This window comes from Sulfitobacter pontiacus (assembly GCF_040790665.1).
In the GTDB taxonomy this organism is placed as follows: domain Bacteria; phylum Pseudomonadota; class Alphaproteobacteria; order Rhodobacterales; family Rhodobacteraceae; genus Sulfitobacter; species Sulfitobacter pontiacus.
The window spans coordinates 2,295,448-2,322,107 of sequence record NZ_CP160849.1 but is presented as its reverse complement, the minus strand read 5'-3'; the positions used below and the strand labels follow the sequence as shown (position 1 = coordinate 2,322,107).

Below are 26,660 nucleotides of genomic sequence, written 5' to 3'. Positions count from 1 at the left end.
CATCCTCACGCGCATGTCAACGCGACCCTCGGTTTCTATGCGAAATCGCCGCCCATCATCCCGTTGATCCCGGGGTCATGCCCCCAAACGAAACAGGGGCCGGCATTTCTGCCAGCCCCTGTTTGAAAGTGCACCGTGGATAGGATCAGTTGCCAGTCCCGGTGGTGGTCGCGCGTTGGCTGCGGCTGCCTTCGTCCGACTTGAGATAGTTAAAGAACTCGCTGTCGGGCGACATCACCATGGTAGAATTCTCGCCCTTCAACGCTTGCTCGTAAGCGCTGAGCGAGCGGTAGAATTCAAAGAACTCCGCATCCTTGGAATAGGCTTGCGCAAAGATCTTATTCCGCTCGGCGTCGGCCTCACCTTCGGTGATACGGGCATCACGACGGGCTTCCGACAGGATTTCCTCGTAGGTACGATCCGCAAGAGCGGTGACACGTTGCGCCGCCTCGCGGCCACGGGCGCGTTCATCGGTCGCTTCGCGGTCACGTTCAGCGATCATCCGCTGCAGGGTCGCGTCAAAGTTCTGCTCTGGCAGGTTGGTCTGGCGCAAACGCACATCGACCACATCCAGACCAAGCGCCTGCGCACGCGCATCAGAACGTTCGCGGATCTGGTCCATCAGTGCAGAGCGTTCGGGCGACAGGATGGTGTTGGATGTCACCCCCTGCGAGCCCAGAACCGCACGGATCTGACCGTCAAGAATACCGTTCAACTGGATTTCAGCCTGACGGCCACCGTCGGTGCCAAGGGCCTGACGGAACTGGCGCACGCTGTTGATGCGGTACAGCACAAAGGCATCCACTTCGAGACGACGGTCATCGGCGGGGGTGACCTCGATCATCGGCGTTTCAAGCGACAGGATACGGTCGTCGTAGCGGACGACTTCATCCAGCAGCGGGATTTTGAACCCGATGCCCGCGTCTTCACGCACCTGTTTGATCTGGCCGAAACGCAGCACCAGCGCGCGTTCACGTTCGTCCACGATAAAGATCGACGACAGGGCGACAACGGCTGCGATCACAACCACGGGGATGAGGATATTGAGTTTACGCATCAGTTCGATCCTCGGTTGGAGTTGCGGAGTTCATTGAGCGGCAGGTAAGGCACGACCCCCTGCCCGGTTCCGTCAGAGCCGTTTTCGAGGATGATCTTGTCCACGTCTCCCAGTACTTTCTCCATGGTTTCAATGTACAGACGACGACGGGTCACATCGGGTGCTGCTGCATATTCCTGCAATACCGCTTCAAAGCGGCTTGCCTCACCCACGGCGTCGTTGACCACACGTGCGCGGTAACCTTCGGCGGCTTCCAGCAGACGGGCGGATTCACCACGGGCTTCGGCGGTGCGGCGGTTGGCATAAGCGTCAGCTTGACGTTCGACCCGATCGCGTTCCTGTTCGGCAGCTTGCACGTCACGGAAGGCGTCGATGACGGATTCCTGCGTCGTGTTGCCATTTGCATCCGTCACGGTGACCGTCTGGCTGGGCGGATCCACCTTGTTGAAGTTGACTCGGATGATGTTGATCCCGGTCTCGCGGTTATCAAGCGTGGTCTGGATCAGCTCGCGCGCGGAGGCTTCGATGGTGGCACGGTCACGGTTAAGGATCGGTGCCAGCTCGGACTGGGCGATGATCTCGCGCATGGCGGATTCAGAAATCGCACGCACGGCCATCTGCGGATCCCGCAGCGAGAACTTGAAGTTCTCGGCGTTCTTCACGTTCCAGACGACCTGAAAGTCGATGTCGACGATGTTTTCATCCGTGGTCAGCATCAGCCCTTCGTTGTCGTCGCCACTGCGTCCTGCGCCGATGGTTTCGGCGCGGTTGGTGGTTACGTCAAAGACTTCGGCAGTGACAAAGGGCCAAGGGGCAAAGTTCAGACCCTCTGTCCCGATACCAGAAAATTCGCCAAGGAAGAGTTCGATCGACTGTTGTTCAGGGCGCACGGTATAAAAGCTTGCCATCCCCCAGACGACAGCGGCCGCCACCAGACCCAGCCCCACTGTGCCGCGGGTGAACTTGGGGCCTGCGCCGCCCATATTCCCGCCAGAGCCGCCGGAGTTTCGGCTGCCGCCTTTGCCGCCCATGAGGACGCGCAGCTGTTCCTGACCCTTTTTCACCAGATCGTCGATTTCGGGCATCTGACCTTTGTCGCCACCCGGACCGCGCCCGCCACCACCGGTGGGCCGCTGCCCTCCGGGCCGGTTGCGGTCGCCACCATTGTTCCCACCGCCTGAGTTTCCTCCGCCGCCCCAAGGACCGCCTGTATTTCCAGCCATTAATTCTTCCCTATGTATGGCCGCTACAGCGGCCCTATCCCAACCGCCTACGCGGTTTTATCTTGTGCAGAGTTGGGCATATTCGCCCGAACTTCAAGCAGTGCGTGTCGGACTGCGCATGGTGACCAGCTCTTCGGACATGGTCGGGTGCACGGCGCAGGTCGCATCGAATTGCTCTTTTGTCAGCCCCGCTTTCACGGCAATGCCCACCAGCTGGATCAGCTCGCCCGCGTTCGGTGCGACGATGTGGCACCCCAGAACGACGCGTGTTTCCTTGCTGACGATCAGCTTCATCATCACACGTTTGTTCTTTTCGGCAAAGGCCGTTTGCATGGGCCGGAACGACGCTGAATAAATCTCGACCGGTTCCTGCTCTGCCGCTTGCTCTTCTGTCAGGCCGACGGTGCCGAATTCGGGCTGTGTGAACACGGCCGACGGGATCAGGTCGTGATCCACGGGTGTCGGGTTGCCACCAAAGACGGTTTGCACAAAGGCCATGCCTTCGCGGATCGCAACAGGTGTCAGGTTCACGCGGTCGGTGACATCGCCGATGGCATAGATCGACGGGACGCCCGACTGGCTGTAGTCGTCGACTTCGACTTCTTGGCGACGGCCCAGCGATACGCCGACCTCTTCCAGCCCCATGTCATCGGTATTCGGTGCGCGCCCTGTGGCGAACAGCACCATGTCAAAGACCTTCTCGGCCCCGTTGGAGGCTTTGACCCAAATCGGCCCCTGCGTGCCTGCGCGCGCGTCGCAATTGTTCAGCTCGTTCGATTGTTCAGCCGTGGCCCCCATCGCCGCGTCAGAGTTGCTGGGCATGGTGCCCGCCTCGTGTTCGGATTCCAGCGCCATTTCGACGATGCTGGTGCCGCAGTGGATATCGACGCCTGCATTTGTCATCGATTCAGCGATCAGTCCGCGGGCCTCGTCATCAAACCCGCGCAGGATCTGCGCCGCGCGGTTGTACATCGTCACCTCGACGCCCAAGCCATTCAGGATACAGGCGAATTCACAGCCGATATAGCCGCCACCCACAATAAGGATCGACTTGGGCAGACTTTCGAGATGGAAGATATCGTCCGACACAATCCCAAGCTGGGCGTTCGGCACATCAGGGCGTACCGGACGGCCGCCGGTGGCTAGCAAGATGTGTTTGGCCGTGCGGGTTTCGCCGTTCGCTAACTGCACCGTATGCGCATCCTTGATCGTGGCGCGCTGGTCAAAGGTATCGACGTCCGAATTGGCCAAGAGCTTGCGATAGACGCCTTCCAGCCGGTCCAGTTCAGTGTTCAAACGGGTCTTGAACGCGTGCCAGTCGAAGGTGCCCGGCTTGATGTCCCAGCCAAAGCACTGCGCCTCGTCCACCAGCTCGGCATAACCCGAGGCAAAAACCATCAGCTTTTTCGGCACGCAGCCCCGGATCACGCATGTCCCGCCATAGCGGTCCTCTTCGGCGAGGGCGACTTTGGCCCCGTATTCGCCCGCCGCAACACGCGCGGCGCGCACACCGCCGGAACCGCCACCAATGACAAAAAGGTCGTAATCAAAATCGCTCATCTGGGCCGGGGCCTTTCTTTGTTAATCGCTCAGGTCGGAGAACAGGTTATCCGTCTCGACAAACTCCATCTTATCGCGATCAACAGTGCCTTCGTTGATGTCGCGCACTTCGACGCGGCCATCGCCATAGCCGATCACCACGGCATCACAGATATCAATGAATAGCCCGTTTTCAACTACGCCCGGCATCTGGTTCATGACCAATGCCATCTGACGCGTGTTGCCGATCCGCTTGAGATGCAGATCAAGGATGTAGTTCCCCTCGTCCGTCACGAAGGGGATGTCGCCGTTCATACGCAGCGTGGAATTGCGCCCCAGCACGTCCATCGACACCAAAGTCTCTTCGACAAGCGCTTGTGTGGTCTGCCAGCCGAAGGGGATAACCTCTACCGGAAGGGGAAATGCGCCCAGTGTTTCGACCTCTTTACCGATGTCGGCAATCACGACCATTTGATCAGACGCGGTGGCCACGATCTTTTCCTGCAGCAAGGCACCGCCGCCGCCCTTGATCAGGTTCAGCTCTCCATCGAACTCGTCCGCACCGTCGATGGTCAGGTCCAGCCACTTGGCTTCATCAAGGCTGATCACCTCGATCCCCACTTCGCGCGCCAGCTGCGCGGTACGGGTCGACGTGGGCACGCCCTTGATCCGCAAGCCGTCGTCGCGCACCATCTCGCCCAAACAGCGCACCAGCCACGCGGCGGTAGAGCCGGTGCCCAATCCGACGCGCATTCCGTCTTCTACAAATTGTGCAGCGCGTTTGGCGGCGACAAATTTGGCCTTATCGATGGGTGACAATTCTCCGGTCATGGCAGCGACTCCTCGTTAATCGACGCCCTTATAGACGCAGCCGCGCCGGCGCGCGACCCTCAAAACCGCATTGTCGTCGCGTCGCGTGGCCTGCGGGCGGTGACACATGCTCTGCGCCACGACCCCACGGGGGTGTTATGCGCCGATAATCTGGATAGAGTACCGCAAACCGCGCAGATCGGTCGTTTTCAATCGCCCGCCTCCGGCGCAATGGGATACCACCGGCCTATGACCGATTACACGCTGCACTACGCCCCCGACAATGCCTCCCTGATCATCCGCCTCGCGCTCGAGGCGCAGGGCGTGGCCTATGGCACCTGTCTGGTCGATCGCGCGGCGCAGGGGCAGTCCGCCCCCGCCTATCGGGCGCTGAACCCGCACGGGCTGATCCCCGCGTTGCAGACGCCGGACGGGCCGATGTTTGAAACCGGCGCGATCCTGTTGTGGCTGGCGGACCGGCACGGGGGGCTAGCCCCTGCCGCGATGGATGCCACACGGGCGGATTTCCTCAAGTGGTTGTTTTTCGTTGCCAATACGGTGCACCCTGCCCTGCGTATGCTGTTTTACCCTGATAAATACGTGGGCGTTGACAAGACCGCCCAAGACGCGCTGCACACAACCGTAACCCAAGCCTTGCAGACCCACCTGCGCAGGCTGGAGGACCGGGCCGCGGCGGATACGCTGCCCCTCGCGCTTGCGCTTTACCTCGCCCCGCTGTTGCGCTGGTGTGCGCTGTATCCGCGCAACCGTGATCGCGGCTGGTTCGATCTGCGCGCCACCCCGCATCTGCACGCGCTTTGCGCAAGGGTCGAAACGCTCCCCTGCACGGCGGCCGCGCAAACCGCCGAAGGGCTGGAGCCCACGCCGTTCACCGCGCCCCGCCTTGCCACCCCACCCATAGGAAGTGCCACCTGATGTTTCTCTCTGTCTTCGATATGTTCAAAGTGGGCATCGGCCCGTCCTCCTCGCACACGATGGGGCCGATGGTGGCGGCGGCACGGTTTCTGGACCTGATGCGCGCCTCACCGTTCAAATTCGCGGGCCTGCGTGCGTCCCTGCATGGCAGTCTGGCCTTTACCGGTGTGGGGCACGCCACGGACCGCGCCACGATCCTTGGCCTCGCGGGGTTCACGCCGCAAGACTACGACAATGACCGCGCCGAAGAGGTACTGGCCGAGATCAACCGCACGCAGACCATCACCCTGCCCGGGTTTGGCACGCTGAGTTTCGCGCCCAAGTCCGATATGATCTTTGACTATGACACCAAGCTCGACGGCCACGCCAACGGGATGATGCTGATGGCCACCGACGCCCAAGGCGACGTCAGCTTGCGCGAGACGTATTATTCCATCGGCGGCGGTTTCGTGATGACCGAAGCCGAACTGGCGGCGGGCAAGGACACGGACGAAGGCGCGCCGGTGCCCTTCCCGTTCAAATCCGCAACCGAGATGCTGCAGATGGCGACTGAGTCCGGCAAGAGCATCGCCCAGATGAAACGCGCCAACGAGGAATCGCGCGGCGGGGCGGCGCAGCTGCGCGACGGCACCAAGCGGCTGTGGCAGGTGATGAACGACTGCATCAACCGCGGGCTCGAAACCGATGGCATCCTACCCGGCGGGTTGAACGTCAAACGCCGTGCCAAGGCGATCCATGATGCGCTGGTTTCCGAACGCGGCCAGAACCAGCGCGCGCCTCACACGATCAACGACTGGATGAGCGTTTACGCTATGGCGGTGAACGAGGAAAATGCCGCCGGTGGGCAAGTCGTCACCGCCCCCACCAACGGCGCGGCGGGTGTGATGCCCGCTACCTTGCGCTATTATCTGGATCACGTCCCCGGCGCGTCGGAGGCGCATATCGAGGATTTCCTGCTCACCGCTGCGGCGATCGGCGGGCTGGTCAAATTCAACGCGTCGATTTCGGGGGCGGAAGCGGGCTGTCAGGCCGAAGTGGGCAGCGCCGCCGCCATGTCCGCCGCCGGGCTTTGTGCCGTCATGGGCGGCACGCCGCAGCAGATCGAGAACGCCGCCGAAATCGCGCTGGAACATCATCTGGGCATGACCTGCGATCCCGTGCGCGGTCTGGTGCAGGTGCCTTGCATCGAACGCAACGGGCTTGGCGCGATCAAGGCGGTCTCCGCCGCGTCGCTTGCGCTGCGCGGCGACGGCACGCATCTGGTGCCGCTGGACGCCTGCATCGAAACCATGCGCCAGACCGGTGCGGATATGTCTGAAAAGTACAAAGAAACCTCGCTTGGGGGGCTGGCGGTCAACGTCCCTAACTGCTGATCTGACGCAGCGGCACGCGGCCCCACCCGCGCTTGACCCCACTGCGGAACTGCAACAGTCTGACAGCCGTCAGGAAATTTGCGGGAGGGCAAGATGGAACTGAAACAGGCAATGCAGGAACGGCGTAGCATTCGGGGCTTCAAGAAAGACCCCGTGCCGCGCGCCTTGCTGGAAGAGGTCATCGCACTGGCCAATCGCGCGCCGTCGTCGATGAACACCCAGCCGTGGCATCTGCATGTGCTGACCGGCGAACCGCTTGAGAAAGTCCGCGAGGGGAATTCGACCCGTATGCTGCAAGGCGTGCCGCCGGTGCGTGAAATCAGCGATCACGGGGCCTATGCCGGTGTCCACCGCGACCGGCAGGTCGGCATCGCGAAACAGCTCTTTGCTGCCATGGGGATCGAACGCGACGACAAGGAGCGCCGCCAAGATTGGGTGATGCGCGGCTTCCGCCAGTTTGACGCGCCGGTGTCCATCGTCGTCTGCTTTGACAAGTCGCTGGATGACAACGGCACCATCGCGCATTTCGATCTGGGCGCGGTGACCTACGGCCTTGTCCTCGCCGCGTGGAGCAAAGGTCTGGGCTGCGTGATCAACGGTCAGGGCATCATGCAATCGCCTGTGGTGCGTGAACATGCGCAAATCCCCGAGGATCAGGTGATCATGACCTGCGTCGCCATGGGCTGGCCGGACGAGGATTTTTCGGCCAATGCCGTCGTCTCTACCCGCCGCCCCGTCGAAGAGGTCACGCGGTTCGTCGGCTTTGACGATTAACGCCCTGCGGCCCTAAGCGCCTTGAAAACCAGCGTTACGTGCGGGGGCCTACCCCGCAGTGACGGACTTGCGCACCATATCCCAATATTGCGCGATCACCTCGTCCAGCGACAGCCGTCCGCCGGCGCGAAACCACGTATTCACCCCTGTCAGCATCGCAATCACCGCCAAAGTCGCGATCTTGGTATCGGCGATGGCGAAATCCCCCGCTGCCGCCCCGTCGCGCAAGATCATCTCTAGCCGGTCTTCGTATTGGCGGCGCAGCGCTTCGACCTCGGTGAAATTCTCGGGCGTGAGGTTGCGCAGCTCCATGTAGGAGATGAAAACCTCGTCCGGGCGGTCGGCGTGAAAGCGGATGTGAAAGTCGACGAATTGGCGCAAGCGATCCACTGCGGTTTGACTGGCGTCACTGTCGCAGGCCGCAAGCAGGTCGTTCATATGGTCCTGCAACAGGCTGAACAACAAAGTCTGCTTGTCCGGCGTGTAGTTATACAATGCGCCCGCCTGCACCCCGACTTCCGTCGCCAGTGCCCGCATGGATACGGCAGCAAAGCCGTGACGGGCGAAAAGCCGCAACGCTGCCGCGCGGATTTTGGGCCGAGTGATGTCAGAATGTGATCCGGTTGTACGCGCCATGCGGCAAAGGTTAATTGAACGCATGTTCAAAGGCAAACCCCTGCTTGCGCGAATTCCGTCGCTGGTGCATGACTGATCTATGACGCACCGTATCCTTCTTCCGCTCTGCCTTGCCGCGCTGACCCTGCCCGCGGCCTGCACGCAGTTTCCCGCGCTTGACAGCCGTGCCACGCCCGAGCTTCTCGCCTCGGACTATCCGGCACTTGTGCCGGTCGATCCGCTGCTTGCCAAGGCCGAGGCCGGACAGGTGGACATCCCGCAAACCGAAAACGGGCTGACATCGCGGGTCGAACGGTTGCAGGCGCGCGCGGCGCGCTTGCGCGGATCGGTTCTGTCGGGGTCGGAAAAGCAGCGTTTGTCCCAAGGTTTGCAATAAGCCGCATGCAATGTCGCGTTGCGTGCGCGGTGGGAAAGGGCTACATCGCGGCTAAACCCCCGAAACGCCGCAGCCCGCTGCCGCGCACCACCAAAAGGATTGCACCATGTCACAACCGCTTCGTCTTGGGATTGCCGGATTGGGCACCGTTGGGGTTGGCGTGGTGCGGATCATCCGCAAGCAGGCTGCCTTGATCGAGGCCCGCACCGGTCGCCCCGTCACCATCACCGCCGTCTCTGCCCGCAGCCGTGACAAGGACCGTGGTGTCACATTGTCGGGCTACGCGTGGGAAGATGATCCCGTCGCACTGGCAAAACGGGACGATGTGGATGTCTTTGTCGAACTGATGGGCGGCGACGAAGGCCCCGCCAAGGACGCGACCGAAGCCGCGCTTGCCTCGGGCAAAGATGTGGTCACTGCCAACAAGGCGCTGCTGGCGATCCACGGTCAGGCGCTGGCCGAACAAGCCGAAGCCGCGGGCTGCCTGATCCGCTATGAAGCCGCCGTGGCCGGGGGCATCCCCGTGATCAAGGCGCTGACGGAAAGCCTTGCCGGGAACGAGATCACCCGCGTCATGGGCGTGATGAACGGCACCTGCAACTATATCCTGACCCGCATGGAAGAGACCGGCAACGGCTATAACTCCCTGTTCGAGGAGGCCGAGGCGCTTGGCTATCTTGAAGCGGACCCGAACCTTGACGTCGGCGGGATTGACGCGGCGCATAAGCTGGCGATCCTGTCCTCGATCGCCTTTGGCACACAGGTGGATTTCGACGGGATCGAGATCGAAGGCATCCAGCGCGTCAGCATCGACGACATTCAGGCTGCCGCGAATATGGGATACAAGATCAAGCTTCTCGGCGTCGCGCAAATGACCGGCCGCGGGCTGGAACAGCGCATGCAGCCCTGCCTTGTGCCCGACAGCTCTCCGCTGGGACAACTCGCGGGCGGGACCAATATGATCGTGCTGGAAGGCGATGCCATCGGGCAGATCGTCCTGCGCGGCCCCGGTGCGGGTGAAGGCCCCACCGCCAGCGCCGTATTGTCGGATATCTGCGATATCGCGCGTGGCTGGCATGGCCCGGTCTTTGGCCAGAAGGCGGCAACGCTCGCCTCGGCCACCGCGGCCCTGTCGCAGCGCCCCGCCGCCTTCTATCTGCGCATGGGCCTGCTGGACAAACCCGGTGCCCTGGCCAAAGTCGCCACCGTTCTGGGCGAGGCCGGGATCAGCATCGACCGCATGCGCCAGACCGAGCACCGCAGCGATCAGGCACCCGTCTTGATCGTCACCCATAAATGCAGCCGCACCGCGCTGGACGAGGCTCTGGCCGCGATGGCGAAAACCGGTGTGCTGGCAAGCGATCCCGTGGCGCTGCGGATCGAGGATCTATAACCCCGAGGGGCGCGGCCGCCCCCCTGCCCTGCCCATTGTGGGGAGGATGGGACGGATGCCTTCGGCGAGGATTTTTGACCATTTGGAAGGGGGAGATGCATGAGCTTTCTAGGTGTTGATGCGTCTTTGACGGGGCGTCGCTGGGTTGGCCCCGGTGTCGAGGTGGAACGCGCGACCGAAGTTCTGGTGCAGCAGACCAGCCTGCCGCTGGCCCTGTGTCAGGTGCTGGCGCGGCGCGGTGTGGCGGCGGAAGAGGCCGAAGCGTTTCTTGCGCCGTCGTTGCGCGATCTGCTGCCTGACCCGCGATCCCTGCGCGACATGGAGAAAGCCGCGACGCGTTTTCTTGCAGCGGTCAAAGCGCGTCAGCGGATTGCCGTATTTGCGGATTATGATGTGGATGGTGGCAGCTCTGCCGCGCTGCTGCTGGTCTGGCTGCGCGAGATGGGCTGCGCCGCGACGCTGTATGTGCCGGATCGGATAGACGAAGGCTATGGTCCCAATGACGCCGCAATGGCCGAGCTGGCCGCGGCCCATGACCTGATCGTCTGCGTTGACTGCGGGACCTTGTCTCATGGGCCGGTGGCCGCGGCGGTAGGCGCGGATGTCGTTATTCTGGACCACCACCTGGGCGGAGAGACCCTGCCCGACGCCTTGGCCGTGGTGAACCCCAACCGGCAGGATGAAGACGGTGCCTTGGCCCATCTTTGTGCCGCGGCAGTGGTGTTCTTGATGCTGGTCGAGGCAGGGCGCCAACTGCGCGAAGCGGGCGCACGCGGGCCTGACCTGATGGCGCTCTTGGATCTGGTGGGGCTCGCCACGGTGGCCGATGTCGCCCCGTTGATCGGCGTGAATCGCGCCTTTGTGCGTCAGGGGCTACGCGTCATGGCGCGGCGCGACAGGTTGGGGCTTGCCGCCTTGGCCGATGTGGCGCGGATGGATACGGCCCCAGCGGCCTATCATCTTGGGTTTCTGCTTGGCCCGCGGATCAATGCGGGCGGGCGCATCGGGCAAGCGGATCTGGGGGCAAGGCTGCTGGCCTGCGATGATCCCCATGAGGCGCAGTCGCTTGCCGAAAAGCTGGATCTGCTGAACACCGAGCGCCGCGATGTCGAAACCGCCGTCCGCGCCGCCGCGCTGGATCAGGCAGAGGCCCGCGGCTTTGACGCGCCTTTGGTCTGGGCCTCGGGCGCGGGCTGGCACCCGGGCGTGGTGGGCATCGTCGCCTCGCGTTTGAAAGAGGCGTCCAACCGGCCGTCGATCGTGATCGGGTTCGAGGATGGCATCGGCAAAGGCTCTGGCCGCTCTGTCTCGGGGATCGATCTGGGCGCGCCGATCCAGCGGTTGGCGGCCGAGGGGCTACTGATCAAGGGCGGCGGGCATAAAATGGCCGCCGGTCTGACCGTGGCCGAAGACAAGCTGGACGCCGCCATGGCGCGGTTGTCAGAGCTACTGGCCAAGCAGGGCGCACATCTGGCTGGCGCCGCAGACCTGAAGCTGGACGGCATGTTGATGCCCGCCGCCGCGACGGTGGAACTGGCGCAGCAGGTGGAACAGGCAGGCCCCTTCGGGGCCGGTGCCCCTGCCCCGCGATATGCCTTTGCCGACATGCAGATCCGCTTTGCCAAGCGGGTGGGTGAAAGCCACCTCAAGATCAGCTTTGGCGACGGCAACAACACCAAAATGGACGCCATCGCCTTTGGCGCATTTGACGGGCCGCTTGGTCCGGCACTAGAAAACCACGGTGGTGCACGGTTCCATCTGGCCGGACGTCTGGACATCAATACCTGGCGCGGCCGACAGTCCGTGCAGCTGCGTCTGGAAGATGCGGCACCTGCGTAAAAATTTTTCATTTTCTTTCGATTTCTGCTTGCGCGCCTGCGCGGCATTCCTTAGAGAAGCGCTCACAAGCTAAGTGGCCCGTTCGTCTATCGGTTAGGACGTCAGGTTTTCAACCTGAAAAGAGGGGTTCGACTCCCCTACGGGCTGCCACTTGTACCCTTACCCGACATTATGAAGACAATACCCCATGAGCCGGGGCGAGATGTGTTTGCCGTTGTTTCTGCGCTGTTTGATCTCGCGCGGCGGGCTGGTCGGCTGAGCCTTGATGTCTTCGAACACAGTTTGCGCCTAACCAATTATATCCATAATCAGAAAACCGGGCTCACAATCAGGCCAATTAGATAAATCACGGCAATCTTCAGGTAGGCATCACGCGAGGATGACCAGCATGAAAGCCAAGACCCTTACCGCCTACGGTGACGACGCTTCGTTCGAAGCTGCCGAGCTGACCAAACTGGCAGAGATTGTGGACGCAGGGGCGCTGGAGCCCTTGCTTGATGACCAGAGGGTCGACCTCGATACGGTGGGCGGGGCCTATGACCGCCTGACCAGCGGGCAGGCCATCGGCAAGGTGGTTGTAGACGTCTGATCATACCACCAGACGCGTGAAAAGGGGCTGCCAACGCACGGGCGATGGCAGCCCCTTATTGGCCCATTTCAACCGGAAACTGCTGGGCTTCCCCCCATTGGCGCGGGGATTGCCCGTACATCCGCCTGAATTCGCGGCTGAATTGCGACGGGCTGACATATCCTACATCAACCGCCGCCTCGTTCACGGACATGCCGCCTGCGATCTTCATCGCCGCATTGTTGAGCCGCATGGATTTGACAAACTGGATCGGGGCCATCGTCGTCACCTGCTTGAACTTGCGGTGAAAGGCGGCGCGGCTCATCCCGGCGCGGGACGCCATATCATCAATAGAGATCGGCGCGTCCAGGTGAGAGGATACATGCGCGATCGACCGTGCGATCGCATTGCCCGCGCCGAAGGCCTGTCTGGCAAAACGCCCTGCCTCGCCCTTCAGGATCGCGTAGTAAAGCTCGCGCAGCCGTGCCTCGCCAAGGATCGCCGTATCCGCCGGATTGCCACCCAATTGCAGCAAACGCAGCAGCGCGTCGGCAAAGGCATCATCCCAAGCGGCCAGCCTGATCCCCTGCGCGCGTAAACCGCCTTTGACCTCGGGAATCACATTGCCGGTATTTTCCATCTCCATCGACAGTTCTGTCATCACCCGCTTATCGAGCGAAATGATAACCCCGTAGAGCGGGCTTTCGGCAGAGGCGGTCGGCGTGCCGGCCTTCACCGGCATCGACATCGGGCAGCACATATATCGGCTGTCGTCATAGATGTACCTGTGCCCGTCCAGCACGGCCTCTTTCGCCCCGCTGACGATCGCAATAACGCTGGGTTCATAGACCGCCGGCACGCAAGGAATCGACTGCGTGGCCCGAAACAGGCGCACCCCGTCAATGCCGGTTCCCGTCAGCCCCTCTTGGGTCGCGTTGTTCCTGATTAGCTGTTTGATCTGGTCTTTGCTCATGAGGGCAATCTACTGCGTCACATCCGCCTTTCGCAAGCGCGTGATACAATCAGGCAAGTATTCGCGACGATCTCGCCTGTTTTGAGAGACAGCCGAGAGCTATTTACTCTTCAACATCAAACACAGCGCGCATCGCTGCCGCGCTGACATCGAAAAGGAACATGACGATGAAGGACACGACTTTCGGACCCAAAGGCTGGACACCTGATCGCCTTGGATCGCTCAAGGGGAAAACATATCTCATCACCGGCACGACGGCCGGTGCGGGCTTTCAGGCCACGCGCATCCTGCTGTCCAAGGGGGCAAAAGTCGTCATGCTGAACCGCAACGCCGATAAGTCCATCGCCGCGGTAAAAACGCTCAAGGACACGTTCGGTGCCAACGCCGAGGTGAGCTTTGTGCGGATGGATCTGTCTGATCTGGCCAGCGTGCGCGCCGCGGCGGAGGAGGTGAAACGCACCGTTCCCCGGATTGACGCGCTGATCTGCAACGCTGCCATCGCGCAGGTGCCAACACAGCAACTGACCGTTGACGGGTTCGAAAGCCAGCTTGGCACCAACCACTATGGGCACTTCCTGCTGTGCGGAATGCTGTTTGATCGCATTCAGGAAAGCGCGGGCCGCATCGTCGTGGTGTCCAGCCTCGGGTACAACATGGGGATCAAGACGATCCAGTTCGACGACATGAACTGGGACAAGAACTATAGCGCCAACGCGGTCTACAGCCAAAGCAAGCTGGCGCAGATGATGTTTGCCTATAAGCTTCAGGACCGGCTGAAAGCCACCGATAGCCGCGTTGAGGTATACGTCTGCCACCCCGGCGCGTCGGCGACCTCGCTGATCAGCACAAGCGGCGGGCTGTTCACACGGGTCACCTGGTGGATGATGAGCAAGACGCCACTGGTGCAATCCGCCGAAAAAGGCGCGTATCCCGAGGTCATGTGCGCGACCGAAGACGGGTTGGCGCAGCGCGCGCTTTATGGCCCGACCGGATGGATGCAAACCGGAGGGCCCGTTGGCAAAGGCACGCTGAACCCTCATGCCTACGACAAACCCGTGATGGAGAAACTCTGGGCCGTCTCCGAAAAAGCGACGGGTTTTCACTGGGAAATCTAAGGGAAACGCGCGCCCTCATCCCGCGCGCGGCGCGCGTTTCACGCGACGATTCCCCCTCGCCATACGCCCCTTAGAATACGGCATCAAAATCTGTGATTTTTTTGCCGTACTTCCCCGCTTTCTCATGCGGCTTGCACTTGCGCCCGCCGATGGCTTTGCCTAAAGAAGCGCTCACAAGTTAAGTGGCCCGTTCGTCTATCGGTTAGGACGTCAGGTTTTCAACCTGAAAAGAGGGGTTCGACTCCCCTACGGGCTGCCACTTGGTTTTCCTTCCGTTTGTTATGTGCCTCTCGCCCGTTCTGCGGAACCGTGGCCCGCGTTATTTGCCTTTGTCACGCGATGATGACCGCAAAACGCAACTTGACGGGTCGGCGGACAACTGTCATCGAAACCGGGTCGGTTTCCTTCGGGAAATAATAGGGAATTCGCCATCCGCGCTTTGCTGTGGATGAACCGGAACTGCCCCCGCAACTGTAGACGGTGAGCTACCTCCATCATGCCACTGGGCCTAAAGGTCCGGGAAGGCGGGGACAGCCGCGATCCGTCAGTCAGGAGACCTGCCGACACTGAACCTGAAACACCGGGCGGGGTTGCTCGGGAGAGGATGATGATGGGACCGGATCTTACCACACGCGCAGACCAAAATGCGCCCGCGCGCCGTTTGGCTGGCCCCTTCTCTTTCTATTCAAAGACCCCGGCATCGGACCAACCGGAGCCCTTGATATGAAAACATTTTTTTCCATCCTGACCCTGATTGCGAGCCTCGCAGGCAGCACCGCGCTTGGCGCAGAGACAGACTATCCGCTGACCATCGACAACTGCGGCCATACGCTCAGCTTTGATGCGGCGCCCCAGACCACCGTGACCATCGGGCAATCCACGACAGAGATCCTGTATCTGCTGGGTCAACAGGACCGGATCGCGGGAACCTCTGTCTGGTTCAGCCCCGTTTTGCCAGAGTTCAAAGACACCAACGATGCGATTGAACGGCTGGCGGACAACGATCCCAGCTTTGAAAGCGTGTTGGGCAAACGCCCCGATCTGGTCACCGTGATGTATGAATGGCACGTCGGCCCCGAAGGTATGGTCGGCACCCGCGACAGCTTTCACGAGGTGGGCGTGCCGACCTATGTGATGCCCACCGATTGCGCGGCCAAGGATAATTCTGTCGGCGCGGACGGCACGCGATCTGAACTGTTCACGACCCAGCAGCTGTATACCAGCATCGAAGAGCTCGCCCTCATCTACAACGCGCAAGACGCCGGTGCCACGCTGCTGGCAGACCTGCAATCGCGCGAGGCAAAGGCGGTCGAGAAAGCCAAATCGCTGAACCTGCCCCAAGGCACCTCGGCGCTGTTCTGGTTCTCGTCGTCCGAGATGGCGGCGGACCCTTATGTCGCAGGTCAACAGGGTGTGCCCGCCTATATGATGGACAAGCTTGGCGTTGAAAACGTCGTGACCTCGGCCGAGGAATGGCCGCTGGTCGGATGGGAGACTCTGGCAAAATCCGACCCGACTTTCATCGTGCTCGCCAAAATGGACCGCCGCCGCTTCCCTGCGGATGACATCGAGAAAAAGCGCGCCTTCCTGATGAACGATCCCGTCGCCCGCGAGATGACCGCGGTGAAAGAGGGCCGCATCATCACCATGGACGCCCATGCGATGGACCCGACCGTGCGTGCGATCTATGCGTTGGAAACGATGGCTGACGCGCTGTCCGGTTTTGATCTGGCCGAATGACCGCAATCGACCGCTCTGTGATGCGCAGGCCGCAGTGGCACTGGTGGGTGATCATCCCGCCGGTGCTGCTGGCCGCACTGCTGTTTGGTGCGGCCATCGGCGAGGTCTCTATCCCGCCGCTGGTGGTGCTGAAGGTGCTGGCCAACAAGGCGCTGAACGCGGGCTATGCGGTGGACAAGATCGACGAGGGCATCGTGTGGAACTACCGCATGGCGCGGGCCGTGGTGGCAATGTGCTGCGGCGCCGGTCTGGCGCTGTCGGGCGTCGTGCTGCAAGCACTGCTGCGCAATGCGCTGGCGGATCCCTATCTGCTGGGCATCTCTGCGGGGGCGTCCACCGGCGCTGTTGCGGTGACCATCCTCGGGCTGGGGGGTGGTGCTATCTCGCTGTCTATCGGTGCGTTCAGCGGGGCGCTGGTGGCTTTCGCTTTTGTGGCCTTGCTGGCGCAGGCGGCAGGGGGCGGTGTGGGCCTGCGGGCCGCGGGCGTGATCGTGCTGGCCGGTATTGCGGGCAGCCAGATGTTCAACGCTCTGACCGCGCTGATGATCACGAAATCGGCCAATGCCGAACAGGCCCGTGCCATCATGTTCTGGCTTTTGGGGAATATGTCGGGCGTGCGCTGGCCCGATGTACTAAGCGCCCTGCCCGCGGCGATGATCGGGCTGCTGGCCTGCCTGTGGCACGCCCGCGCGCTGGATGCCTTTACCTTCGGCAGCGACAGCGCAGCGTCCTTGGGCATTCCGGTGCGCCGCGTGCAGTTGCTGCTGATCGGCACGGCGGCGTTGGTCACGGCGGTAATGGTCTCGGTGGTCGGGGCGATAGGCTTTGTCGGGCTGGTGATCCCCCATGCCATGCGCATCGTCGTGGGTCACCGTCATGCGATCCTTGTGCCGGCATCTGCACTGGCGGGGGCGGTGTTTCTGGTCTTTGCCGATGTGATTTCACGGGTGATTGTACCGGGCCAAGTGCTGCCCATCGGAGTGGTGACCGCTTTGGTCGGCGCGCCGGTTTTCGCGCTGATCCTGATTGGCAAAAGGACGTCGCCATGATTCTGTCCTGTCACGAACTGGGCTGGCGGGTGCGCAACCGCGCCATCGTCAACGACGTGTCCCTGTCCTTGCGGCCGGGCGAAAAGCTGGGGCTGATCGGGCCCAACGGGTCGGGCAAATCCACCTTGCTGCATATGCTTGCCGGCATTCAGAAACCCTCGCGCGGGCGGGTCGAACTGGACGGCGCACCGCTGGCAAAGATGCGCCAGCGCGACATTGCGCAGCGGCTGGCCCTGATCGAACAACACGCCGATACCGCAGATCGCATCACCGTGCGCCACGCCGTTGAACTGGGCCGCACCCCGTGGCTGTCCGCCCTGCGCGGGTGGAGCGCAGGGGACGACGCCATCGTCACGCAGGCGCTGGCGGATGTGGATCTGTCGGGTTTTGGCGACCGCCACTGGCACACGCTGTCGGGCGGTGAACAACAGCGCGTGCATATCGCCCGTGCACTGGCCCAAAGGCCGCAAGTACTGCTGCTGGACGAGCCGACGAACCATCTGGATATCCGCCACCAGCTGTCGATCCTTGAACTGATCCAGCGCTTGCCGACAACGGCGATCATTGCCCTGCACGACCTGAACCAAGCCACGCTCTGCGACCGGATCTGCGTCTTGCAAGAGGGCAAGCTGCGCGCCATTGGCACCCCCTCCGAGATCATGACCGAACCCCTCCTGCGCGAGGTCTTTGGCGTCTGCGGGCATTTCCTTGTCGATCCGACGGATAACGCGCAGGTGATCCGCTTTCACACGGCGACCCATTAAGCGCGCCAACCGGCCACGGCTCTATCCAACTCCTTACACATTTGGTCGGGAACCATCCGTCACGCTACAGGTTTTGCCTGTGGACCCTGAAGGAGTAGCTACAGATGACCGACAAGAAGCAAACCCCTCCCACAACCACAGACGCCGGAATTCGCGTTCAAAGCGATGAACATTCGCTGACCGTCGGCCCCGATGGCCCGATCGTGCTGAATGACCACTATCTGCTTGAACAGATGGCGAATTTTAACCGTGAACGTATTCCAGAGCGCCAGCCCCACGCCAAAGGTTCGGGCGCATTTGGCACCTTCGAGACGACGCAAGACGTGTCGAAATACACGATGGCGAATATCTTCCAGCCCGGCGCGAAATGCGATGTGGTGATGCGGTTTTCAACCGTGGCAGGCGAACGCGGCAGCCCCGATACATGGCGCGACCCGCGCGGGTTCTCGGTCAAGATGTACACCGACGAAGGCATCTTTGACATGGTCGGCAACAACACCCCGATCTTCTTTGTCCGCGATCCGATCAAGTTCCAGCAGTTCATCCGCAGCCAGAAGCGCCGTGCGGATAACAACATGCGCGACCACGATATGCAGTGGGATTTCTGGACTCTCTCGCCCGAAAGCGCACATCAGGTGACCTATCTCATGGGCGACCGCGGCATTCCGAAAAACTGGCGCGAGATGAACGGGTATTCCAGCCACACCTATTCGCTGGTCAATGCCGAGGGTGAAAAGTTCTGGGTCAAGTTCCACTTCCACACCGATCAGGGCGACGGCAATGCCTACCTTAGCCAGGATGAAGCCGACAAGCTGGCGGGGACCAACGGCGATTACCACCGCGCCGATCTGTTCAACAACATCCGCGACGGGAACTACCCCAGCTGGACGCTCAAGTGGCAGATCATGCCTTACGAGGATGCCAAGACCTATCGCATCAACCCGTTTGATCTGACCAAGGTCTGGCCGCACGAGGACTACCCGCTGATCGAGGTCGGCAAGCTGACCCTGAACCGCAACCCCACCGATTTCCATACAGAGATCGAACAGGCCGCATTCGAGCCGAACAATATGGTGCCGGGCGTGGGTCTGTCGCCAGACAAGATGCTGTTGGCACGGGGTTTTTCCTACGCGGACGCGCACCGCGCGCGGCTGGGTGTCAACTACAAGCAGATCCCGGTCAACAAACCCGTATCGCCGACCCATAGCTATTCAAAAGATGGTGCGGGCCGGACTGAAAAAGTGTCTGATCCGGTATACGCGCCCAACTCATATGGTGGGCCCTCTGCGCAGCCGCATCAGCATGAAGCGGGCCTATGGTATTCCGATGGCGACATGGTGCGTCAGGCCTATACCCTGCGCCCCGATGACGATGATTGGAGCCAGGCCGGCAAGCTCGTCCGCGAGGTGATGGACGCCGATGCCCGCGAACGTTTGGTATCGAACGTGGTGGGGCACCTGTGCGACGGTGTCAGCGAAAAGGTACTCGTCCGTGCCTTTGAATACTGGCGCAATATCGACAAAGACACCGGCGACAAGATCGAGGCCGGTGTGCGCGAGAAGCTGGGCGGGGAATCCAAAGCCCCCGGTATGGCTTCTGCCCTCAGCATCGGCGGCAAGTAACGCCGCCCCATTCCGAGCCAGACAATCAGCGGGGCCTTCGCGGGCCCCGCTTTTTTGCATGTTCCAGAGCGATTTAACCGACGGCGATATTGTCGATCAGCCGCACACCGGCCAGCCACGCGGCGGCCAACAGACGTGCGGGGCGGTCGGGCGTGGTCATCAGCTCCAACCGGTCAGCAGAGCGCAGGTCAAGGTATTCCACCTGCGTAAAGCCCGCACGTTCCACCCGCGACACTGCCGCAGCGCGGAGTGTTTCGAGATCGCCACCAGCAAGCAGCCCCTCTGCCATCTCCTCCATCGCGCGGTGAAGTTCGGGGGCCCAGGTGCGGGCGCGATCCGACAGCAGCAGGTTGCGCGAGGACATGGCCAGACCGTCCTCCTCGCGGATGGTGGGGCAACCGATCACCTCTATCGGCAGGTCCAGATCAAGCGCCAGACGGGTCACCACCTGAAGCTGCTGATAATCCTTTTCGCCAAAGAATGCCTTGTCCGCCTGGGTCTGGGTAAAGAGCTTGGTCACGATGGTGGCCACGCCGTCAAAATGCCCTGCCCGATGCGCCCCGCACAGCCCTTGGGTGATGCCTTCGACCGACACAGTTGTCGCGAAACCATTGGGGTACATCTGTTCCCCATCGGGCACATAGACGACATCCGCCTTTAGCGCGATCAGCTTGCGCGCGTCCTCTTCCTCGGTGCGGGGGTAGTTCTTGTAGTCCTCAGGGTTGTTGAATTGCTTGGGGTTGATAAAGATCGTTACGATCACACGGTCGCACGCCTCTTTTGCGGCCCGGACGAGGCTCAGATGTCCCTGATGCAGCGCGCCCATCGTCGGCACCACGGCGACGCTTTCGCCCGCGGCTTTCCATCCGCCGACCTTGCTGCGCAGTTCAACCAGCGTGCGGATAATTTCGGGTGTCATGTTTTGGAAACCTCGTCAGAAAATACATGCTCGGGTCCGGGGAAGGAGCGCGCCGTGACCTCGTCGGCATAGGCCTGCACCGCCGCCTTTGCGTCATCGCCCAGATGGGCATAGCGTTTTACGAATTTAGCCTTGAAGGCAGTGAACAGCCCCAGCATGTCATCGACCACCAGAATTTGCCCGTCGCATTGCGCTGACGCACCGATGCCGATGGTGGGAATGGCAACGGTCTTGGTGATCTGGTCCGCCAAAGCTTGCGGCACTTTCTCAAGCACCACGGCAAAGGCCCCTGCCCGCGTCACCGCCTGCGCATCGGCCATCAGCTGCGTGGCGGCCGCACCGCGCCCCTGCACCTTGTACCCGCCAAGCGTGTGGATCGACTGCGGCGTCAGGCCGATATGCGCCATCACCGGAATGCCGCGTTTGGTCAGGAAGGCGATGGTGTCTTCCATCACCTCCCCCCCTTCAAGCTTGACCGCACCGGCACCGGTTTCACGCATCAAGCGTGCCGCGTTCTCAAAGGCTTGGGCCGGGCTTTGCTCGTAGCTGCCAAAGGGCATATCGATCACCAACATCGACTGTGTCAGCCCGCGCCGCACCGCTTGACCGTGCAGGATCATCATCTCCATCGTGACGTCCAGCGTCGAGGGCAGCCCGTGCAGCACCATCCCCACTGAATCGCCCACAAGCACGAAATCGCAGATGCCATCCATCACTTGCGCCATCGGCGTGGTATAGGCGGTCAGGCTCACCAGCGGAGCCCCCCCTTTGCGGGCCAGAATATCCGTCGGCATGGGGGCGGTCTTACGGGCTGTGGCGCTCATCTGTGGCGGTCCTTTTTGGTAAGGTCGTCTGCAATCTATCGGGGCCATGGCGGGGCATGGGGCGGCTTGGCGATGCTTCTAGACCAAAACGTCGCGATGTAGGTAGCAAAAGAGCAAGAATTTTACCCATGTCGCTGCGTCAGTCGAATCCGATACTACTTGGGCGGGATCGGGGCCACTGGCTGCGCGCCCCGCCCCGTGGGCACGGTCAGCACCAGCAGGCAAAGCACAACCAGCCCCACGCCGGCCCAGCCAAGGGGGGGTAAGCGTTCGCCCACCACGACAACGGCCAGCAGTGCCGCGACCACCGGCTCGATCAGCGTCAGGGTCGTGGCGGTACTCGCCCGCACCCGCGACAGCCCGTAGCCGAAACAGATATAGCCCAGAAACATCGGCACAAAGGCCATATAAAGCCCGACCGCCGCATTCCCCCACGAGGCCAGCAGCGGGCCGCCGGTCGCCAACAGCACAGGCATCAACATCAGCCCGCCCAGTCCAAAGGTGGCACCCATGGCCACCGAAGACCGCAGGCCGCGCAGCATCATCGCGCGCGCCGTCCAGCTGTACAGCGCATAGGTAAACCCGCCAAGCAGCCCCAGCACGACCCCAAGCGGCACATTGGTGCCCCCCACGGCCCCATGCCCGCCCTCGGCCAGACAGATCAGCACCATGCCCGCCACGCCCGCCAGCGCGCCAAGGCTCCACCGAAGGGTCAGCAAAGATCGCTCCATCACATATTCGATCAGCGCGGCAAACAGGGGCGCGGTGCCGATGGTGACGACGGTCCCGATGGTCACCCCCGCCAACCGCATGGAGCCATAGAACGCCAGCGGATAGATCATCACCGCCAAGGCCCCCAGCAGCAGCAACCCACGCTGCTGCCAAAGTTGCGCACGCGCATGGGCGATGCCCCGCAGCGCCAGCAGCGCCTGCGCGATGCCGCCGATCCCCATCGCCGCGGCACCGATCGCCGCAGCACTCACGTCAGGGGCAAAGGTCGCGGCGGTGCCGGTGGTGCCCCAGACAATGCCCGCAAAAAGCACACCCGCCACGCCAAGCGCATTGCTTTGGCGGCCCGAGCTTTCCTGATCCGTCATTCTGTAATCCCCTGCGCTACGCGGTCTCGTGGCGTAGTGATGACCCGCCAAGCGCCTGAGGTCAAAGCATCATTCGGACTGCAAGCGCGATACGATACTGCCTGCGGTGACGGTGCCGATCGTCTCTCCGTCCTCGACCACGGGGATCGCCTGCGCATCATCGCCGATCTTGCCAATCAGCTCGGCCACCGGCGTCTCGGCGGCGACGGCCCCGTCCGATGTCGCGGCGGGCGGGCCCATCACATCGCGGGCCGTCAGCACGCCAAGCGGGTTCATATTGGCCACGAATTCCGCCACATAGTCCGACGCGGGGTTCGAGAAAATCTCGCGCGGGGTGCCGCATTGCACGATGCGCCCGCCTTCCATAATCGCGATGCGCCCGCCCAGTTTGAAGGCTTCGTCCAGATCGTGGCTGACGAAGATGATCGTGCGTTTCAACTCGCGTTGCAGATCAAGCAGCTCGTCCTGCAGACGGGTGCGAATCAGCGGATCAAGAGCCGAGAAAGGCTCGTCCATCAGCAGGATCGGGGCTTCGGTGGCAAAGGCGCGGGCCAGCCCCACGCGTTGCTGCATCCCGCCCGACAGTTCGCTGACCTTGCGGTCAGCCCAATCTGCCAGACCAACGAGCTTGAGCTGCGCCTCTGCCCGTTCAAGCCGTTCGCGTTTGGGGACATCGGCCAGTTCCAGCCCAAGCGCCACGTTGTCGCGCACCGTGCGCCACGGCAGCAATCCGAACTGCTGGAACACCATCGACACACATTCGCGGCGCACGCGGCGCAGATCAGCGGCAGAGCTGGCAGTGACGTCACAGCTCCAGTCGCCATCATGCACCCGCACCGATCCACGCACCAACGGGTTCAACCCGTTGACCGCGCGCAGCAAGGTGGATTTGCCAGAGCCGGACAAGCCCATCAGCACAAGGATCTCGCCCTGTTTGACGTCTAGCGTGCAGTTATGCACCCCAAGGATCTGGCCTGTCTCGGCCTCGATTTCGGCGCGGTCTTGTCCGGCATCCATCAAGGGCAGCGCCTTGGCCGGTTTCGGGCCAAAGACGATGGACACATTGTCGAATTCGACGGCGTTTGCGGGGTTGGTCATTTGATCGCTCATTTCCGTGTCACCCGTAGCATCCGGTCCAGCATGATGGCGACCACGACGATGATCAGCCCCGATTCAAAGCCAAGCCCCGTGTTCACCTGATTAAGCGCGCGCACCACCGGCACGCCAAGGCCATCCGCCCCCACGAGGGCCGCGATCACCACCATCGACAGCGACAGCATGATCGTCTGGTTCAGACCGGTCATGATCTGCGGCAGCGCATAGGGCAGTTCGATCTTCCACAGGGTCTGGCTGGGCTTCGCGCCAAAGGCCTGCGCGGCCTCAAGCAGCGCCTTGGGGGTGGAGGCGATACCAAGCTGCGTCAACCGGATCGGCGCGGGCAGGACAAAGATCACCGTCGCGATCAGCCCCGGCACCATGCCGATGCCGAAAAAGACAATCGCTGGAATAAGATAAACGAAGGTGGGCAGCGTCTGCATCAGGTCCAGCACCGGTGCCATATAGCGGTACATGCGCGGTCGATGCGCCGCGGCGATGCCGATGGGAACACCAACGCCCATGCAGACCACACAGGCCGACAGCACCAGCGTCAGGCTTTCGGTGGTTTCTTCCCAGTAATCCTGATTGAGGATGAACAGGAACCCCAACACGATCAGCAGCGGGGTTTTCCAGTTGCGCTGGATCGCCCAGGTCAGCGCGCCAAAGACAGCGATAACGATCAGCGGATGTGGCGTTTGCAGCACCCAGAGGATCGCGTCAATCAACCACTCCATCGCGATGGCCAGCCCGTCGAACAGCCAACCGGCGTTGATCAGCAGCCAATCAAAAACCGCCTCTGCGGCGTCATCAATCGGGATCTTGTTATCGGTGAGCCAGTTCATGGGAACCTCCGGAGGCTGGTATCATGCGATGATGGCAAAAAGGGCCCGCCCGATGGCAGGCCCTTTTCACATCCTAAGGGTGGATTATTCGACGATGGCCTTGGCGGCCGCCATCGCGTCGCCACCGTCCACGGTGGTCACGCCGTCCAGCCATGTGTCGAGCACATCAGGGTTCGCCTTGATCCAAGCTGTCGCCGCATCGCGGGGCTCTTCGCCGTCATCCAGAATGGCCCCCATGATCTCGTTCTCCATAGCGAGGGTGAATTCCAGATTGGTCAGCAGCTTGCCCACGTTGGGGCATTCCTCGACAAAACCGGCGCGGGTGTTTGTGTGCACGGTCGCACCGCCCAGATCGGGGCCAAAGAAATCATCTCCGCCTTCAAGATAGGTCAGATCAAAGTTCGCGTTCATCGGGTGCGGTTCCCAACCAAGGAAGACGATAGGCTCGCCCTTGGCGGACAGGCGTTTGACCTGTGCCAGCATCCCCTGCTCCGACGATTCCTTGACCTCGAACTCGGCCAGATCAAAGGCGTTGTCGTCGATCATCGACTGGATCAGGCGGTTGCCGTCATTGCCCGGCTCGATGCCATAGATCTGACCGTCCAGCGCGTCTGCATTGGCAGCGATATCGGCGAAATTCTTGATCCCCATGTCAGCGGCGGCTTTGTTCACGGCCAGCGTGTACTTCGCGCCAGTCAGGTTCGCGCGCACTGTGTCAACGCTGCCATCCTCGCGGTACGGGGCGATGTCCGCCTCCATCGTGGGCATCCAGTTGCCAAGAAACACATCCACATCGCCTGCGGCCATCGACGTGTAGGTCACTGGAACGGAAAGGATTTTCACGTCTGTCTCATAGCCCAAAGCGTCCAGCACGACGGTGGTCGCGGCAGTGGTCGCGGTGATGTCGGTCCAACCTACGTCGGAAAAGGTGATCTCGTCACAGCTTGCGGCAGCAAGGCTGCTGGCAAGGGACAGGGTAAGCGCGGTGGTTGCTGCAAGAACTTTCATGGCAGAGGAACTCCCGTTATGTTTATTGTTGATCGCGTAATAGAGCGCGATTGCGCGCTTTGATGCAACCCGATTTATACACGACCGCGCGGCAAGACGCGGCTCAGGCAAGGAGACACCCCATGATCGGCACCCCCTATTTTCCCATTCCCCTCTTCACAGGCCCCCACGCGTGAGCGGTGCAAGCCCCGCGTGGATCGGGGTCGATGTCGCGGATGGGCATATGCATCTGTGGGTGCATGATCCACGCGGCGATGTGCTGGCGCAGGCCGACGGGCCGGTCGCTGCTTTGCCTGCCGAAGACGGCTTTGTCGCGGCCCTGACGGATTTGCTGTCGCCCTATTTGTCGGACCAACAGCGTTTGCCGGTGATCGTCGCGGGGCTGCCCGCCCTGCCCGCCAGCAGCCTGCGCCCCGTTCCGGCAGAGCCCTTGGGCGGGGTGCTTGCCCTGGAGGTTGATGACCCGCGGCTGGAACTACGCGCGGTGCCCGGCCTGAAACAGGCCAGCCCGCCCCAGATCATGCAAGGGGCCGAGACGGCGATTGCGGGCTACCTTCAGGCAGCGCCCGAGTTTGACGGGGTGATCTGTTGCCTTGATGCGCAGTCCACATGGGCCCACATCAGCGCCCGCGAGGTCGTCAGTTTTCAAAGTTTTCTCACCCCCATGATGGCCGCGCAGTTGTCCGCGACAGCCCCGCTGTCAAAGGCGGTTGTCGGTGGTGCCTTGGATGAGGATACTTTCGACGCCGCCGTGAATGATGTCATGGCTCGCCCGCAAATCTTTGCCACCGCGCTGGCCGAGATTTCGGCGCAAGCCACCATAGACGGCCCCACGACGGACGCAGGCTGGTCACGGTTGATGGGTTTGCTGATCGGGCTAGAGCTGGCCGGTGCCCGCGCCTATTGGCTGGGCCGCGAGGTGGTCATCCTGTCCGACAGCCCGCTCGCCCTGCTCTATGCACGCGGGCTTGCCGCCCAGGGTCTGACGGCCAGCCACGTCTCGCGCCGCGACCATGTGCGCGCCGGGCTACGGCTTTGCGCCGACGCAAGCGCCAGTTGATCTGACCCGCGCGCGATAAGCGACG

The 26,660-nt window shown here is 62.0% G+C and carries 25 protein-coding genes, 2 tRNA genes and 1 riboswitch; of the genes, 15 read left to right on the top strand and 12 right to left on the bottom strand.

The genetic code is table 11. From position 1 onward, the window contains the following. Window positions 1-145: 145 nt before the first annotated feature. The 4 genes from hflC to rpiA form a co-directional block, all read right to left on the bottom strand. Window positions 146-1,057 (bottom strand): protease modulator HflC, encoded by a 912-nt coding sequence (gene hflC, locus AB1495_RS11385; RefSeq protein WP_009826613.1) that lies wholly within the window; start codon window positions 1,055-1,057, stop codon window positions 146-148. Next, the gene (hflK, locus tag AB1495_RS11380; RefSeq protein WP_197145963.1) at window positions 1,057-2,280 is read right to left on the bottom strand and encodes an FtsH protease activity modulator HflK; all 1,224 of its coding nucleotides are present in this window, start codon (window positions 2,278-2,280) and stop codon (window positions 1,057-1,059) included. Before hflK ends, hflC begins: the two co-directional genes overlap by 1 nt. Before the next feature lie 93 nt (window positions 2,281-2,373). After that, on the bottom strand, window positions 2,374-3,840 hold the full coding sequence (locus tag AB1495_RS11375) for an FAD-dependent oxidoreductase (protein WP_074635672.1): 1,467 nt from the start codon (window positions 3,838-3,840) through the stop codon (window positions 2,374-2,376). A gap of 21 nt (window positions 3,841-3,861) precedes the next feature. Further along, window positions 3,862-4,650 (bottom strand): ribose-5-phosphate isomerase RpiA, encoded by a 789-nt coding sequence (gene rpiA, locus AB1495_RS11370; RefSeq protein WP_005852551.1) that lies wholly within the window; start codon window positions 4,648-4,650, stop codon window positions 3,862-3,864. Window positions 4,651-4,878: 228 nt separating this feature from the next. On the opposite strand from rpiA, the gene AB1495_RS11365 reads away from it, so the two are divergent. The 3 genes from AB1495_RS11365 (at window position 4,879) to AB1495_RS11355 (ending at window position 7,712) form a co-directional block, all read left to right on the top strand. Then, window positions 4,879-5,565, top strand: a complete 687-nt coding sequence (locus tag AB1495_RS11365; protein ID WP_074635670.1) for a glutathione S-transferase family protein — start codon at window positions 4,879-4,881, stop codon at window positions 5,563-5,565. Beyond that, entirely contained in the window at window positions 5,565-6,938 is a 1,374-nt protein-coding gene (locus AB1495_RS11360) for an L-serine ammonia-lyase (RefSeq protein WP_074635668.1), read from the top strand. The genes AB1495_RS11365 and AB1495_RS11360 overlap by 1 nt, the downstream gene beginning before the upstream one ends. Before the next feature lie 93 nt (window positions 6,939-7,031). Continuing rightward, the gene (locus AB1495_RS11355; RefSeq protein WP_005852543.1) at window positions 7,032-7,712 is read left to right on the top strand and encodes a nitroreductase; all 681 of its coding nucleotides are present in this window, start codon (window positions 7,032-7,034) and stop codon (window positions 7,710-7,712) included. Between the two features lie 48 nt (window positions 7,713-7,760). Here AB1495_RS11355 and AB1495_RS11350 read toward each other — a convergent pair whose 3' ends face one another. Then, window positions 7,761-8,348: a TetR/AcrR family transcriptional regulator gene (locus tag AB1495_RS11350; protein ID WP_074635667.1), complete on the bottom strand. Its 588-nt coding sequence runs from the start codon at window positions 8,346-8,348 to the stop codon at window positions 7,761-7,763. Window positions 8,349-8,427: 79 nt separating this feature from the next. Here AB1495_RS11350 and AB1495_RS11345 point away from each other — a divergent pair, with 79 nt between their 5' ends. The 5 genes from AB1495_RS11345 to AB1495_RS11325 all read left to right on the top strand — a co-directional run bounded on the left by AB1495_RS11345 (window position 8,428) and on the right by AB1495_RS11325 (window position 12,545). Further along, on the top strand, window positions 8,428-8,724 hold the full coding sequence (locus AB1495_RS11345; protein ID WP_074635665.1) for a hypothetical protein: 297 nt from the start codon (window positions 8,428-8,430) through the stop codon (window positions 8,722-8,724). 106 nt (window positions 8,725-8,830) lie between these two features. After that, entirely contained in the window at window positions 8,831-10,117 is a 1,287-nt protein-coding gene (locus tag AB1495_RS11340; protein WP_074635663.1) for a homoserine dehydrogenase, read from the top strand. Window positions 10,118-10,216: 99 nt separating this feature from the next. Beyond that, complete coding sequence (gene recJ / locus AB1495_RS11335) at window positions 10,217-11,956, top strand: single-stranded-DNA-specific exonuclease RecJ (protein WP_009826604.1); 1,740 nt, start codon at window positions 10,217-10,219, stop codon at window positions 11,954-11,956. Between the two features lie 75 nt (window positions 11,957-12,031). Further along, a tRNA-Glu gene (locus AB1495_RS11330) sits at window positions 12,032-12,106 on the top strand. A 145-nt stretch (window positions 12,107-12,251) separates the two neighbouring features. Next, the gene (locus tag AB1495_RS11325) at window positions 12,252-12,545 is read left to right on the top strand and encodes a zinc-binding dehydrogenase (RefSeq protein WP_342005658.1); all 294 of its coding nucleotides are present in this window, start codon (window positions 12,252-12,254) and stop codon (window positions 12,543-12,545) included. 55 nt (window positions 12,546-12,600) lie between these two features. Here the strand turns inward: AB1495_RS11325 and AB1495_RS11320 are convergent, their stop codons facing one another. Then, a complete protein-coding gene (locus AB1495_RS11320) occupies window positions 12,601-13,497 on the bottom strand; it encodes an AraC family transcriptional regulator (RefSeq protein ID WP_074635660.1) in 897 nt (298 codons plus the stop codon). A gap of 167 nt (window positions 13,498-13,664) precedes the next feature. Here AB1495_RS11320 and AB1495_RS11315 point away from each other — a divergent pair, with 167 nt between their 5' ends. The 6 genes from AB1495_RS11315 to AB1495_RS11290 all read left to right on the top strand — a co-directional run bounded on the left by AB1495_RS11315 (window position 13,665) and on the right by AB1495_RS11290 (window position 19,787). Next, window positions 13,665-14,612, top strand: coding sequence for an SDR family oxidoreductase (locus AB1495_RS11315; RefSeq protein ID WP_074635658.1), 948 nt, complete (start codon window positions 13,665-13,667; stop codon window positions 14,610-14,612). A gap of 184 nt (window positions 14,613-14,796) precedes the next feature. Continuing rightward, a tRNA-Glu gene (locus AB1495_RS11310) sits at window positions 14,797-14,871 on the top strand. Window positions 14,872-14,992: 121 nt separating this feature from the next. Further along, window positions 14,993-15,192, top strand: a riboswitch (cobalamin riboswitch). A gap of 143 nt (window positions 15,193-15,335) precedes the next feature. Continuing rightward, window positions 15,336-16,352 carry an ABC transporter substrate-binding protein gene (locus tag AB1495_RS11305; RefSeq protein ID WP_074635657.1) on the top strand — a complete coding sequence of 339 codons (1,017 nt, stop codon included), beginning with the start codon at window positions 15,336-15,338 and terminating at the stop codon, window positions 16,350-16,352. 20 nt (window positions 16,353-16,372) lie between these two features. Further along, a complete protein-coding gene (locus tag AB1495_RS11300; RefSeq protein WP_237279937.1) occupies window positions 16,373-17,401 on the top strand; it encodes an iron ABC transporter permease in 1,029 nt (342 codons plus the stop codon). Next, window positions 17,398-18,165 carry an ABC transporter ATP-binding protein gene (locus AB1495_RS11295; protein WP_074635655.1) on the top strand — a complete coding sequence of 256 codons (768 nt, stop codon included), beginning with the start codon at window positions 17,398-17,400 and terminating at the stop codon, window positions 18,163-18,165. Before AB1495_RS11300 ends, AB1495_RS11295 begins: the two co-directional genes overlap by 4 nt. Window positions 18,166-18,269: 104 nt before the next feature. Continuing rightward, entirely contained in the window at window positions 18,270-19,787 is a 1,518-nt protein-coding gene (locus AB1495_RS11290; protein WP_037943874.1) for a catalase, read from the top strand. 73 nt (window positions 19,788-19,860) lie between these two features. Here the strand turns inward: AB1495_RS11290 and panC are convergent, their stop codons facing one another. From panC to AB1495_RS11260, 6 genes are all read right to left on the bottom strand, one after another. Next, a complete protein-coding gene (panC, locus tag AB1495_RS11285; protein ID WP_074635653.1) occupies window positions 19,861-20,706 on the bottom strand; it encodes a pantoate--beta-alanine ligase in 846 nt (281 codons plus the stop codon). Next, window positions 20,703-21,530, bottom strand: coding sequence for a 3-methyl-2-oxobutanoate hydroxymethyltransferase (gene panB / locus AB1495_RS11280; RefSeq protein ID WP_074635652.1), 828 nt, complete (start codon window positions 21,528-21,530; stop codon window positions 20,703-20,705). The genes panC and panB overlap by 4 nt, the downstream gene beginning before the upstream one ends. Window positions 21,531-21,685: 155 nt before the next feature. Beyond that, on the bottom strand, window positions 21,686-22,627 hold the full coding sequence (locus tag AB1495_RS11275; RefSeq protein ID WP_074635650.1) for a DMT family transporter: 942 nt from the start codon (window positions 22,625-22,627) through the stop codon (window positions 21,686-21,688). A gap of 69 nt (window positions 22,628-22,696) precedes the next feature. Further along, window positions 22,697-23,725: a choline ABC transporter ATP-binding protein gene (gene choV, locus AB1495_RS11270; protein ID WP_235208498.1), complete on the bottom strand. Its 1,029-nt coding sequence runs from the start codon at window positions 23,723-23,725 to the stop codon at window positions 22,697-22,699. Between the two features lie 8 nt (window positions 23,726-23,733). Continuing rightward, a complete protein-coding gene (choW, locus tag AB1495_RS11265) occupies window positions 23,734-24,567 on the bottom strand; it encodes a choline ABC transporter permease subunit (protein ID WP_074635648.1) in 834 nt (277 codons plus the stop codon). A gap of 84 nt (window positions 24,568-24,651) precedes the next feature. Beyond that, window positions 24,652-25,575: a choline ABC transporter substrate-binding protein gene (locus AB1495_RS11260; RefSeq protein ID WP_074635647.1), complete on the bottom strand. Its 924-nt coding sequence runs from the start codon at window positions 25,573-25,575 to the stop codon at window positions 24,652-24,654. 172 nt (window positions 25,576-25,747) lie between these two features. Between AB1495_RS11260 and AB1495_RS11255 the strand changes: the two genes are divergently transcribed. Continuing rightward, a complete protein-coding gene (locus tag AB1495_RS11255) occupies window positions 25,748-26,635 on the top strand; it encodes a 2-dehydro-3-deoxygalactonokinase (RefSeq protein WP_074635645.1) in 888 nt (295 codons plus the stop codon). Window positions 26,636-26,660: the final 25 nt, after the last annotated feature.